This is a genomic window from Clostridioides sp. GD02404, assembly GCF_045898275.1.
Classification (GTDB): Bacteria; Bacillota; Clostridia; order Peptostreptococcales; family Peptostreptococcaceae; genus Clostridioides; species Clostridioides difficile_A.
The window spans coordinates 176,619-189,888 of record NZ_JBJOCA010000001.1 but is presented as its reverse complement, the minus strand read 5'-3'; the positions used below and the strand labels follow the sequence as shown (position 1 = coordinate 189,888).

Genomic DNA, 13,270 nt, shown 5'->3' with positions numbered 1-13,270 from the left:
AGTAAAATCTATATATTTATTTTAACAAATTTTGGTTTCTATAAATTCAATATTAATATATAATAATGGTATTACATTATTTAAAATTCTAAAAACAAATATATGCTTTTGTTAAGAAAGGTTGTTTGATGAATGTATAAAGAAAAGTTGTTTGATAATTATTTTAAGTTCTTAGCATTATTTTTTTGGCCAATTATGTGGTATAAGTGGATAGTAATTTCAAATGGAACTATTGAAAACATATTATTTACTGTATATGCAATTGTCGCAATTGGTTTCATCATTTTATATTCAGTGTTTATGATAAAATATAAAGACATTACACAAATAGATTTCTTTTACAGGATAAGTACTCTACTTGCTTTTATATTTACTCTTTTTAGCTTTTTAATATATCCAAAGAGTTTATCTTTCCTATATTTAAAGATAATTTTTACTGGTATATATTTTTATTACTCAATGGTAAAAACACTTAAGTTTAAACATGAAGAGGGTGTAGTAGGTATTATGAGCTCACTTTTATTGATTGTAATAACTTTGTTCTACTAAATTTAATTCTATTTGACTTAATATGACTTTAAATGTTAGACATCTACATTGTTTTCTGATATTATTTAAGATGGTAGTTTTTATATTAATAATGAAATACACTATAAAGGAGTTAACTATTATGGAAAAAAAAGTTTTAGCAACAGTTGGAGAAAAAGAAATAACTAATATTGATATTGAAAATGCATTAAAATCATTAGACCCTTATCAAGCTATGCAATTTAAAACTGAAGAAGGTAAAAAGCACTTATTGAATGATTTAGTAAACCAAGAATTATTCTTATTAGATGCTAAAGACGAAAAATTAAATGAAGAAGAAATATTCAAGTCAGAAATGAAAAAGATAGAAGAAAATGTATTAAAGCAATTTGCTATAAATAAAGTTTTATCTAGTGTTAATGTGACAGAAGATGAAAAAGTAGAATTTTTCGAAGCTAACAAGAGTTCTTTCTCTAAGCCAGAAAGTGCAACTGCTAAACATATATTAGTAGATAGTGATGAAAAAGCTAAAGAAATACTTGCTCAAATAAAATCAGAAGAAATATCTTTTGAAGATGCAGCTGTTAAACATTCTTCTTGTCCATCTAAAGACATGGGTGGTGATTTAGGAACATTCGGTAGAGGACAAATGGTTCCTGAATTTGAAGAAGCTGTATTCTCTATGGCTAAAGGTGAAGTAAGTGAGCCAGTTAAGACTCAATTTGGATATCACATAATAAAATTAGAAGACCTTCAAGAAAGCACAGAATCTTCATTTGATGAAGCTAAAGCTGAAGTTGAAAAAAGTTTATTATACCAAAAGCAAAATGAGGTTTATGGAAATAAAATAAATGCTCTTAATGCTAAATATGGAAACCTTGTAAAATACAACGATTAATCGTAAAACGGCGTATAAAAAAAGCTGTCTTTTCACAATTTTTATTGTAAAAGACAGCTTCTTATATTAAAATTTTAATTTTTAATTTCAGATTTTTATTCTTTTATTATAAAGAACTTAGCTTAAAAAATTTCAATAAGATTTTTAATTATCATTAGCTAGATTTTTATATCCTCGTATTATCTCATAACAATAACCTATAACATCTCTTCTTTTTATTATCCCAATAAATGTATCTTGGTCATCTATAACAGGAATAAAATTTTGATTTAAAGATTTTATAACTAAATCTTCTATATCTGCATTGATGGAAACAGGAGAATTATCCATTTTTCTATTAATATCTGTCACAGGAACATCTTCCAATCCTTTTAAGTCCAGATTTAAGTCGTTTTTTAATGTCCATAAAAAATCACCTTCTGTTATAGTCCCAATGTATTTACCATCCTTACTTATTATTGGAATTGCAGAGTATTTGTGATATTCCATTTTTTCTAGGGCTTGCCTTATAGTGTAGTCTTCATATATATATGCCACTTCACTTTTTGGTGTTAGAAAGAATAATATGTTCATTACACTACCCACCGTTACTGAAAACTTATAAATATTATTGAATATTTATAATGTTACTTTTTTGCAGTAACTTTCTCCTTTCTTATTTTCTAAGTATTCTTAAATACTATACGCTGTAACAAGCGTTTTTCCTTTGGTCATTTTAATCTTGTTTATGCTTTATTAATATTTTTATATGGTCTATCAGTATCACTTATTCTCTTTTTAGCAAAATTAACTAAAAATCAATTGACTTAAACTTAGCCATAATAAATTTACTCTACAATATCAATTTTAACATATTTATCTTATTATTAATGCTTTTATTTTAATAAATTTAATTTATTTTGCAATTTATTTTATTTACAAAAAATGAAAAAACCGCTAAATGATTAGCGGCTTATCTCTCATATTACTAGAACACTAATATATATGAATTTTTAATTATAATCTAACTACGTTAGCAGCTTGAGGACCTTTAGCTCCATCTACTACTTCGAATTCAACACTTTGTCCTTCTTCTAATGTTTTGTATCCGTCTCCAGTTATAGCTGAGAAATGTACGAAAACATCTCCTTCACCTTCTACAGATATAAATCCAAATCCTTTTTCATTGTTAAACCATTTAACTACACCAGTTTTCATTAATAAATCCTCCTAAAAAAACACAATTATTTAGCTACTCTTTTCTGTAACCTTAGTACTACTCTATCATATATAGCTATGTTTGTCAATTATTATTATTTTTATACATTAATAATCATTTTTTTTACTTTATAATATTAAGCCATTATTCTCTTTTATACTTTATTTTTCTTTATAGATTTTTAATAATTTATTTTTATTATATGGAATCTTATGGACTTATCACTCCAACCTAAATCCCATGGAACCAGCATTCTATCAGTATTATGACATGTTACCAAAGGATATCCTCTTGAATCTAATCCTGTTACTGTTGAAACATGTGTTATTCTGCCTTTTTTCTCATATCCGACAAAATCCCCTGGACGTAGATTATAAGCCTGTTTATAAACTTCTTCATAGGAGCCTTTTGCTATTAATGAACCTCTTCCACTATAAAGAGAATAATTTTTAAAGGCTTGTGCATTTACCCATGCTTTTGTACCTGCTCTTTCACTATAATTCCAAATTGAGTTCTTCTTAAACCTTCCACTTTCAAACATTATCTGTGATGCAAAATTCGCGCAATCTCCACCTTCTGGATTATAGTCTCTATAGTTTGGATTAAATTTCATACCATGTTCCTCATCAGCTGCTGCTCCACAGTATTTGTGTGCATAATCTATAGCCTTTTTTTGCTCATCTGTAAGTTGTAACTCTACACCATTTTGTTGACCAATATAGTTTCTTATATCATCAGACTTTATGTTTTCTAAATTTAAAGAATCTGCAAAAGGATCTGTATACCACTCTTTAGTTATGACATATTGATTATCCATAATTTTTACATTTAGATAATGATATGTACCTATTCTAAAGACATTTTCTTTGTCCTTTTGATTTTCATATGAATATTTATACTCAGTCGATACAGAGCAGATTATACCATATAGGTCTTTTTCTTTTTCCTTTATCTTTTTAACCTTAACCTTTGTTTTTATGTCCTTAAATTTTACACCTTGTTTACTGGACCAATTCTCTAAATACTTCATCTTCTTTACTTCATTTTCATAAGCCCAAAGACCAAACTTTTTATCTGTCTCATAAAGACCTTTTAAAATATTTTCATTTTTCTCTAATATTGCCTTATTTCTGTAATCAAATAAGTTTTCAAGCAATAGTTTATATTGGTCTTTTACATCATCACCTTCAACAGTTGCAGATTCTATGACTTTTTCTTCCATATTTTTAATACTTAAATCATTAACTAGAAATACACCTGCTGTAGTAGCTAAAGACAAAAATACAAATGCCATTATACCTTTGATGTACTTATTCTTATTTTTCAGTATTTTCAAAGCTACACCTCCCAAATAGTACACCTTACAAATGAAATTACAAAGAATATTCTGTCACATATAATAATTTTCATATTTAATAATTCTCTATTCTATTATGTCCAATATTAAAAATTAATTGTATCGATACACTGTTTTTTTTACAATTTTTTATTTTATAATCAACTTTTTTCTTTTTTTTATAGTAATATATATGTATATAAATATTTTGGCATCATTATAATTAATACATACTAATGGAGGGTTTTTTATGCAAAAAAAAGTCGCAGCAATTAATGACTTATCTGGAATAGGAAAATGTTCATTATCAGTTGCTATACCTATACTTTCAGCATTAAAGGTTCAATGTTGTCCATTTCCAACAGCTATACTTTCAAGTCAAACTGGTTATCCTGAATTTACTTTTTTAGATTGTACTGATGAAATGGTAAGATATTCAACTGTTTGGAAAAATTTAAAAGTCAACTTTGACAGTATATATAGTGGTTTTTTAGGTTCAAAACACCAGATCGAAATAGTGGCTAATTTTATAAATGATTATCCTAATGCTTTTATCGTAGTTGACCCTGTTATGGGTGATAATGGAGTAATGTATCCAATCTTTACAGAAGAAATGAGACAAGAAATCAAAGAATTAGTTAAACATTCAGATTTAACTACGCCTAATTTAACAGAAGCTTGTTTTTTAACTGGAAATGACTATACAAAAAGTGACTATAATAGAGAAGAACTTATACATATTGCAAAAGCTGTATCTGATTTAGGACCTAGCAAGGTTGTTATTACTGGTATATTAGAAGATGATAATATATTAAATTTAGCCTATGATAGAGATAATGACCATGTATTTTTTACATCAGTTAAGTACAATAACTGCTCTTATAGTGGAACAGGAGACATATTCACATCTATCCTTTGTGGTATGTTAGTAAATAAACACGACTTAGGAGTGGCTGTTAATACAGCAACAGATTTCATATATAAAACTATAAATTATACATCTCAATTTGACACTGATAGAAATGATGGAGTTATGTTTGAAAACTTTTTATCAGATTTAACTAGTATATAAATTTTTAAAAAATTATCCATTTTATAAATACCTATAGACCACAAAATCTAGGTATTTACAAAATGGATATTATTTATTAAATCATTGGTATTTCAATTGTTACCATAGCGCCTCCAGTTTTTATAGAGTTTTCAATATTTAAAATCCCATTATGTTTTTGTACAATATTATTTACAATATAAAGACCCATGCCATAATGAGATTTAGAGTTTCTACTTAAATCTCCTGTATAAAATTGTTCTGTAGCTTTTGACAAATCTGCTTTAGAAAAACCACTTCCACAATCTGTAACCACAAATTTTAAGTATTTATTACTTAGTGATACACTTATGTATAGTTTGCTCTGGCTTGGTGAATAATCTATAGCATTTGAAATTATATTCATAATGGCTCTAAATAACAATTCTTTATCTATAGTTATACTTTCAGGCAAATTATCTTGTTTAGAAAACTCAACATCTAAGTTTTGTGTACGAGCTAATGCTTCTATTTGAATCAAGACATCTTCTATAAATTCACTTACATTAATTACTTCTTTATTTAATACATAACCAGCCTCTGTTTTTGATATGTCTATTAGTGTATTAATATATTTTTCTATTTGGGTGACACCTTTTGCTATGTATTCCATGTACTCTGATAACTCTGGATTTTCATTTATTTCAATTAATAAATCAGTATTTCCATGTATAATAGTCAATGGTGTTTTTATATCATGTGCTAATGCAGATATCTGTTCCTTACGATTTTCTTCTAACATCCACTGTTTTTCTAAAGAATCTTTTAAAGCTGACTTCATTTTATCCATAGAAAAAAGAACATTATTGATTTCACAAATTTTACTAGATTCTACAACAAAATCTAAATCCTGCTGTTCTATTTTTTCTGTAGTATTTTTTAAAAGTTCCATTTCAGCATTTAATTTTTTGCCAAATAATTTTGATAGTATAATAATTTCAATAAGAAATATTATACTAAAAATAATCATTCCTAATATTTCTGGCCTTGGTAAATATGTCCTTAAAGTTGGAGAAACAAATTCTGTTACTAGTTTATATTTTATTATAAAAACTTCATCTTTTTTAAAAAACTTTATATAAGTTTCAGTATATTCATTCTTTTTTTCAATATTGCTCATTAAATTCCATATTTCTTTTGATTCTTTTTTATTAAAGGTGCCTGAAATCAAATTTCCATCTGAAGTATAGACCCCATACTCATATAAATTTGGAATTATATCTTCAGTTACTTTTTCACTTGAGATAATCTTCTCTTTATATTTATTAAATTGTTTTTCTGCATAATTAGCTGGTAATATTACACCTGATGATAATAATACAGAAAATGATAAGATTAAAAGAAGTGCAAATGAAATTGTCATAATAAAGAATAAAGATAAATATTTTATAAAAATAGTTCTTAGTTTTTCGACTTTTTTGTTGTTAGATTTTCTACCTACAAGCACTTTTACCATATCCTCCAAATAGTTTAATTAATTCATAATTAATACCTAACCAGTTTTTTATTTGATTATTTTATATATTTTCATTGCTAAGTTATCTTTTAACATAATAATATAATCTAAATAAACAGTCAATTTTTATTTTATTCTTCTGACTTTTTGCCTTCCCATTTAGAAAACCAAATACATAAAATTACAAATGCTAAAATTGTTACAAAGCCACACATTAAACCTGTTGATTGATATGCTTTAATTGATTCAACTTTTATATATTCAACCGTTTTAGAACTTGAAAAAGATGACCAAATAGTTATAAATCTAACACCCCATGCACAAGGAAAATACTGCCAAACACCAGAACCAAGTCCAGTTAATAATAATGCTGAAAGTAACATTTCAGCTATACCCACTCCAATGGATGCTCCTTTTCCGAACCTTAAACTTAAGAATAAATGTAATATATATTCGAATAAATTACACCCAATTAAAATTAGTATTGAAATCATATAAAAGTTTGATGCAAAGTAATCCTCAGATATACCAAATTTAAAACCTAACACAGACACTAATGTAGCTACAAAACCAAGACATACTAAGATTATATATTTACTTAGAAGTGTGAGATATTTTGGATTAGATGATGTTAACATATGTTTATAATTTCCTGCATAATATTCTTGTTCAACGAACATTGAACACACAACACCTGATAATAAAGGAAAAGCTATTGCTATAACTTGTAAATATGCTACTATCTTGAGTATATTATCAGCTCCTGAAACCTTATAATACCATAAAAATAATCCCATCCCTATTAAAGCAATACCAAAGTGCATTAGTATTATAAAATTTCGTTTTAATTTTATTAAATCAGAACAAAGTATTCTTATTACTTGTCTCATATTACTTCACCTCTCTATTATTAAACCAAGCCCTTGTAACTAAAGCAAATAATGCAAATAAAATAACAGATATTAATATTCCTGGTAAAATGACAACATTATTTAAAAATTCACTTCCCTCTGGTACAGGAAGCCCATTTGGTAGAATATGCAATACAACAGCCATTAATCTTGAAGGAATGGAATGCGGAAATAAATACCATATTCCTGTAGTCGAAAAAACAGAAACTCCAACAATAGTAAAAAACATATTTATTAAAACTGTAACAAAAATCCCAAATTTTGAAGCTAAAAACATACAAAGAGGAATCTGCCACATAAATAGTAAAACAATTAATATAGTTGCAATAATATTTTGACCTATTGAAATAGTTTCTTTATAGATTATTCCAATAAAAACTACACCTATTGCAGAAATAATTGATGCTATAAAACAACAAATAATACAATAAATCATTTTTCCAGTCCAAATATCTTTCATCTCAATTGGTAATGGTAAAATACCACGGTATTTATTTTTTTCATCTTTTAATACTATTAATGAACATATTAAGGTTAATAGTCCTGGAAGAAATGTCATATACCACCAGTTGAAAGCAGCATTTTGCCCTCCACCTAGTCCACAAAAAAGTATACCAAATACTGGAACTATCCATATCAACTTCATGCCAAAAGTTCCCTTCATCTTTTGAAATTCCACTCTAACGAATTTTTCCATATTAATTTCCTCTCTTTCTATTTTCAGCTACTACTTTCATAAAAAGCTCTTCTAAGTTTTCTTCTTTTGATATCTTTCCTTGATAACCTATTACTCCATTAGAAATTATCCCTATTTCATCTACAATTTGCTCAACTTCAGATAAAATATGGCTTGATAAAATAACTGTAATTCCTTCCTTTGGAAAAGAACGAATCAATTCTCTAAGCTCTTCAATACCAATAGGGTCAAGACCATTTGTAGGCTCATCTAAGATTAAAAGTTTTGGGTGATTTAATAATGCAATAGCAATGCCAAGACGTTGCTTCATCCCTAGAGAAAATTGACCTGAACGCTTTTTAAAAGTATCTCTTAAATCAACAATTTTTAAGACTTCTTCAATACGAGAATCTGGTAGACCTAATAAAGTAGTATGAACTTTTAAATTTTCTCTTGCTGTTAAATTTTCATATATAGCAGGAGACTCAATAAGAGAACCAATATATGCTAGGTCTTTTCTAGTCCATTTATGTCCCTCAAACATTATTTTTCCTGAAGTCGCATTTAAAATCCCAGTTATCATTTTTAATAAAGTAGACTTTCCTGCTCCATTTGGTCCTAATAATCCATAAATAGAATTAGGTCTAATTTTTATTGAAATATTATCAACTGCAACCTCATTCTTAAACTTTTTAGTAACTCCCCTTAACTCTAAAATATAATTACTCATAATTTTCATCCTTTCTTTTATCGAACTTGTTTACAAGAATCATTCTAAATCATAAATATAAGGATTTTATAAGGATTAAAAATTAATAAAAAAAATGATGTGTTTTTTTAAACACATCATTTTTTATATTAACTCTATTAATTTTCCATTATAGTATATTTCTACTTCTTCAATCCAGATACTATCATCATCTTCTTGGATGACATTTTTGATAATATTGTTTATAGTATATTTTATATTTTGTTCATTTAAATAATCGTCTTTCCAAGAAACCCTACTTTTTTTATCTGGTTCTATTAAACTTATTCTAACGAGTCTGTCTTTTTCCTTAACTTCTACTTCCATATCTAAACCATTAAAATATTCATTTGATAATGTATCTAAGATTAATTGTAACTTATCTTTAAGTGTACTTTCTACATCAATTTGTAAGTATTTTACTATTTTATCATCTTTTGAAATTATCTCTATGGGTATTTTAGTAGTAGTCTTAGGATTAATTATTTTACTAGTTGCTTCTTCTTCGACACTCTCATCCTTCTTTACAACCGCTGACTCATTAGAATCAACCAATTCAACTGTACTGATGCTATAATCCATACATGCTGTACTCGATAAAGTAGTAGCAATTATTAAAAAACTTACTGCTATTTTATTCATAAGTATCCCTCTCCTAATTCTCTTTCGATACTTATTATACCATAGTATAGATTATATTTTTATACTTTTAAGCCAATTTATCAATTATTGTAGTAAATTATTTACAGTTCTAATCGATTTGAATTTATTTTTATAGTATATTCTTGTTCTAAATTCGACATATTTTTATTCAAAAGCCCTTTTATTTCTCTAATATTTTTATACTTATTACTATGTTCATAGTCAGACGAATCATTACTATATTCTTCATCGCTACTATACTCTTCATCATTATTAAATTCTTCTATTACTTCTTTTGCCTTTATATCACAATTAAATTTATACTTATCTACTGGTAAATTAAGACTTACCTTAGAATTTGGAACTTCTATATTCAGATGCTTAGCAATTGGCAAATTAGAATCTAAATTAAATTCATTATCATAATGTGAATTTCTACTTATTTTTTCATTTATATTTACATTTTCAGGTATATAATCTTCTACATTATTTATAAACACATCTTCATATTCTGAAGATATATCTAATGATTCTGATTCTATATTTACATTTTTAACACCTAAAATTGACTTTGTTGATAAGTCAATATTACTATTAGATATTAAATTCAAAGTCTCTAATTTATTTACATTATTTTCTGTTATAACTCTTCCAAAGCTTCCATAAGAAGTCTTATATGTTATATTATTTGAAGCTACATTATCATATACCAATAAATATGAACTTACACTTGATACATTTACGTCTACATTATTTGGTACATATATTACAAGTTCTCTATAATCATGTGAAAACATATTATCTATAGATGTATTTAGTAATTGGTCGAAATTTTTAATCCTTTTAAGCTGATTTTCATATTTTCTTTCACCTTTTACCACTAAAGTTTTATCTTTTAAAGTAACATTATACTTGTAAAACTCATTATTTCCTTTTGTTGTTACACGCACATCTTCACTTGCATGTTTCTTTATCGTAATATTTATATTGTCAACAGATACATCTAACTTGTCAATATTTACTTTTTCTTGATAAAGTTTATTTTCTTTTTTAAATTCAGCTTCCTTTTCTAGCCCAAAGTTTATTAAGCTTGGCATAACTAAAATACCTGACCATGTCGTTCCAATTATGCCTATTACCAATAATACTGCAGCAAATATGGCAAGTTTCTTATTCATGTTTATCTTCTCCTTTCTTATCATCTAAATCTTCAAAATCCTTATACATTGCCTCAAAGTTTATACTATCATCATAATCATCAGTTTTTTTAATACTTTCTTCTTTTGTATTATAATAGTCATTACTATATAAATCTTCATTAATATCTTTATTCAAGTCTTCATCTCTTAAAATATCTTTATTTCTTTTTTCCATTTTTTCATTTGCATTTATATAAATATTTTTTCTCTTTATCCAATTTATATAGCTACCTAGCAACTGTTTCCCTAATTTTATAACAAACAGTAAAATTTGCCATGCAAGTATTTCAAGTCCTACAAATGCTATAATCGCAAATATACAAAACATCGTAATATCTGGAACCATTGTTATAAACTTAATCACAAATGGAATTGATATAACAAAAGCAATCAATGTACATATTAATCCAATAGCGACAGATATAATTGCACATACGAATGCAAATGCTGGAATAATTAAGAATAAAGATAATACTACTAATAATACCTTTATAACTTGCCTAGATAAACCTCCAACACCTTCTTCTATGCTTGGTGTAAGCTTATCATTTATATTTTCCTTTGATTTATTGTATTTTTCTTTAGCCTCATCTTTTAAGATAGAATAACCCTTTTTCATATCTGACTTAAATTTACTAAATTTATCGTTTAAAACATCTGTATTTATTATTTTTTCTTCTTCAGTATCTTTTTCTTTAGTCTGTAAGATAAGTTCTCTTGCTATAGATTTTGGTGAACCAAGTGATGCTATTATCTCCATATCACTCTTTCCTTCTATAAGACCATCTACAAAATACTCTTCATAATCTCTCAATATATCATTAACTTCGCTCTCAGAAAAATCTTTTTTTAGATAATCCTTTAAAATTTCAAGAAACTCAGTTTTATTCAAGTTCATTACCTCCCTCATCTTCACTTATTAAAATCTCAACAGCCTTTACAAATTCTCTCCACTCTTCCATTAGATTGGATAAATTTTCTTTTCCTAGTGAAGTTATTCTATAGTATTTTCTAGCAGGACCTTCATTAGATTCTAGTATATATGTTTCGAAATACAAATCTTTTGTAAGTCTTCTTAGAATAGGATATATTGTTCCTTCATTTACATCTATTACTTTAGAGATATTATGTACTATTTCATATCCATACATATCCTTTTTAGATATTAGTGCAAGTACACAAATTTCTAAAACACCCTTTCTAAATTGTGTGTTCATATACTCCATCCTTTCTTTAAATACACAGTATTGTGTTTTACAAGGTACTATGTTAAAACTTCTTATATTTTCATAATAACACAGTACTATGTCTTACACAATAGTTATTTTTAAATATTATTGTTGATTAAATTCTTCTATAAATGTATAATACTCTAATCAGATATATTTTATGAAAGTGGTGATAAATTGGCTAAAACGAAAGAAGATAAAACAATATTAATCTTAACTGCTCAATTTGGTGCTGGCCATATAAGTGCTGCAAAAGCAGTAAAAGAATGCATTATTGAAAAATATAGTAACTACAATGTTGTTATACAAAATTTTATAAATGCAAGTATACCTATGATGAATAAGCCTATGGTAAAACTTTATGAGAACAATACAAAATATACTCCAGGATTATATAATTACTATTATTATTTTAAGAAATCGTTTGATTCAAGACATGATTTCTCTCATAAATTATATACACCTAAACTTTCTGAGTATATTTCTGATATAAATCCAGATTTAATTATCTCTACATTTCCACTAGCAGCTGCTTGTGTAAATAATTTTAAGATAAAAAATCCTGATATAAATATACCAACACTTACAGTTATAACAGATGTTGTAGATAGTATGGAGTGGGTTTTTGAGCATACAGATTTGTATTTTGTTCCATCTCCTGAAATAAAAAATAGATTTTTTCAAAAGGGGATAAATCCAGACTCTATAAAGGTTACTGGTGTTCCTGTAGATAAGAGATTCCAAATTGAAAGTAAAGAACTCTGTCATGATAAATACAGATTACTACTTCTTGGAGGAGGACGAGGTCTGTTCGATATAGATGAGGATTTTATGCATTGGATAGACGAATTTATTGAAGAACATATTGATTCTATAGAAATTACAATAGTTACAGGCAAAAACAAAAAATTATATGACACATTAACTTATAAAAAACCTTTAAAAAATATAAAAGTACTTGGATTTGTAAATGATATGTATAATCTAATAAGAGAATGTGACTTAATGTTAACTAAACCTGGAGGAGCAACTATATTTGAAGCTATCCAGTCACAAACTCCAGTACTTGTAAAAATGCCAAAGGTCGGACAAGAGATTGAAAATGCTAAGTTTATAATAGATAAAGGACTTGGGATGATTTATAGTGATGACTTAGACCTTAAGAATATATTTTATAAATTAGTATCAAATGAATTTGACTCTATAATAAACTTTATGAAGAAAAATTTAGAAGAGTTTAAAACAGTCATTCACCCAGATGAAATTGCTGATTATATCTCAGAATTAATAGATACTCATTACAATTAGTATGTTATTATAAAACTTAAAATAATAAAACCAAAGGCAATCAAGTATGCT

The 13,270-nt window shown here is 26.6% G+C and carries 15 protein-coding genes; 3 read left to right on the top strand and 12 right to left on the bottom strand.

Going from position 1 to position 13,270, the window contains the following annotated elements; genetic code table 11:
* Positions 1-158: 158 nt before the first annotated feature.
* Positions 159-320, bottom strand: a complete 162-nt coding sequence (locus Q3287_RS00825; protein ID WP_407963344.1) for a hypothetical protein — start codon at positions 318-320, stop codon at positions 159-161.
* Positions 321-670: 350 nt separating this feature from the next.
* Here Q3287_RS00825 and Q3287_RS00820 point away from each other — a divergent pair, with 350 nt between their 5' ends.
* Positions 671-1,426 carry a peptidylprolyl isomerase gene (locus tag Q3287_RS00820; RefSeq protein ID WP_054269837.1) on the top strand — a complete coding sequence of 252 codons (756 nt, stop codon included), beginning with the start codon at positions 671-673 and terminating at the stop codon, positions 1,424-1,426.
* 144 nt (positions 1,427-1,570) lie between these two features.
* Here Q3287_RS00820 and Q3287_RS00815 read toward each other — a convergent pair whose 3' ends face one another.
* The 3 genes from Q3287_RS00815 to Q3287_RS00805 all read right to left on the bottom strand — a co-directional run bounded on the left by Q3287_RS00815 (position 1,571) and on the right by Q3287_RS00805 (position 3,960).
* Positions 1,571-1,999 carry a CBS domain-containing protein gene (locus tag Q3287_RS00815; protein ID WP_021384091.1) on the bottom strand — a complete coding sequence of 143 codons (429 nt, stop codon included), beginning with the start codon at positions 1,997-1,999 and terminating at the stop codon, positions 1,571-1,573.
* Positions 2,000-2,422: 423 nt separating this feature from the next.
* On the bottom strand, positions 2,423-2,623 hold the full coding sequence (locus Q3287_RS00810) for a cold-shock protein (protein WP_003419624.1): 201 nt from the start codon (positions 2,621-2,623) through the stop codon (positions 2,423-2,425).
* A 182-nt stretch (positions 2,624-2,805) separates the two neighbouring features.
* Entirely contained in the window at positions 2,806-3,960 is a 1,155-nt protein-coding gene (locus Q3287_RS00805; RefSeq protein WP_407963343.1) for an amidase domain-containing protein, read from the bottom strand.
* 250 nt (positions 3,961-4,210) lie between these two features.
* On the opposite strand from Q3287_RS00805, the gene Q3287_RS00800 reads away from it, so the two are divergent.
* Entirely contained in the window at positions 4,211-5,032 is an 822-nt protein-coding gene (locus Q3287_RS00800) for a pyridoxamine kinase (protein ID WP_054276333.1), read from the top strand.
* 76 nt (positions 5,033-5,108) lie between these two features.
* Here the strand turns inward: Q3287_RS00800 and Q3287_RS00795 are convergent, their stop codons facing one another.
* The 8 genes from Q3287_RS00795 to Q3287_RS00760 form a co-directional block, all read right to left on the bottom strand.
* Positions 5,109-6,497 (bottom strand): sensor histidine kinase, encoded by a 1,389-nt coding sequence (locus Q3287_RS00795; RefSeq protein ID WP_407963407.1) that lies wholly within the window; start codon positions 6,495-6,497, stop codon positions 5,109-5,111.
* Positions 6,498-6,637: 140 nt separating this feature from the next.
* Positions 6,638-7,396, bottom strand: coding sequence for a lantibiotic immunity ABC transporter MutG family permease subunit (locus Q3287_RS00790; protein WP_054276331.1), 759 nt, complete (start codon positions 7,394-7,396; stop codon positions 6,638-6,640).
* A gap of 1 nt (position 7,397) precedes the next feature.
* Positions 7,398-8,114, bottom strand: coding sequence for a lantibiotic immunity ABC transporter MutE/EpiE family permease subunit (locus Q3287_RS00785; RefSeq protein WP_054276330.1), 717 nt, complete (start codon positions 8,112-8,114; stop codon positions 7,398-7,400).
* A gap of 1 nt (position 8,115) precedes the next feature.
* Positions 8,116-8,823: a lantibiotic protection ABC transporter ATP-binding protein gene (locus Q3287_RS00780; RefSeq protein WP_054269831.1), complete on the bottom strand. Its 708-nt coding sequence runs from the start codon at positions 8,821-8,823 to the stop codon at positions 8,116-8,118.
* 123 nt (positions 8,824-8,946) lie between these two features.
* Positions 8,947-9,483: a hypothetical protein gene (locus Q3287_RS00775; protein ID WP_054269830.1), complete on the bottom strand. Its 537-nt coding sequence runs from the start codon at positions 9,481-9,483 to the stop codon at positions 8,947-8,949.
* A 101-nt stretch (positions 9,484-9,584) separates the two neighbouring features.
* A complete protein-coding gene (locus Q3287_RS00770; RefSeq protein ID WP_054276328.1) occupies positions 9,585-10,661 on the bottom strand; it encodes a DUF4097 family beta strand repeat-containing protein in 1,077 nt (358 codons plus the stop codon).
* Positions 10,654-11,580 (bottom strand): DUF1700 domain-containing protein, encoded by a 927-nt coding sequence (locus Q3287_RS00765; protein WP_054269828.1) that lies wholly within the window; start codon positions 11,578-11,580, stop codon positions 10,654-10,656. The genes Q3287_RS00770 and Q3287_RS00765 overlap by 8 nt, the downstream gene beginning before the upstream one ends.
* The gene (locus Q3287_RS00760) at positions 11,567-11,899 is read right to left on the bottom strand and encodes a PadR family transcriptional regulator (RefSeq protein ID WP_009889116.1); all 333 of its coding nucleotides are present in this window, start codon (positions 11,897-11,899) and stop codon (positions 11,567-11,569) included. Before Q3287_RS00760 ends, Q3287_RS00765 begins: the two co-directional genes overlap by 14 nt.
* Positions 11,900-12,088: 189 nt before the next feature.
* On the opposite strand from Q3287_RS00760, the gene Q3287_RS00755 reads away from it, so the two are divergent.
* The gene (locus tag Q3287_RS00755) at positions 12,089-13,219 is read left to right on the top strand and encodes an MGDG synthase family glycosyltransferase (protein WP_054276327.1); all 1,131 of its coding nucleotides are present in this window, start codon (positions 12,089-12,091) and stop codon (positions 13,217-13,219) included.
* Positions 13,220-13,270: the final 51 nt, after the last annotated feature.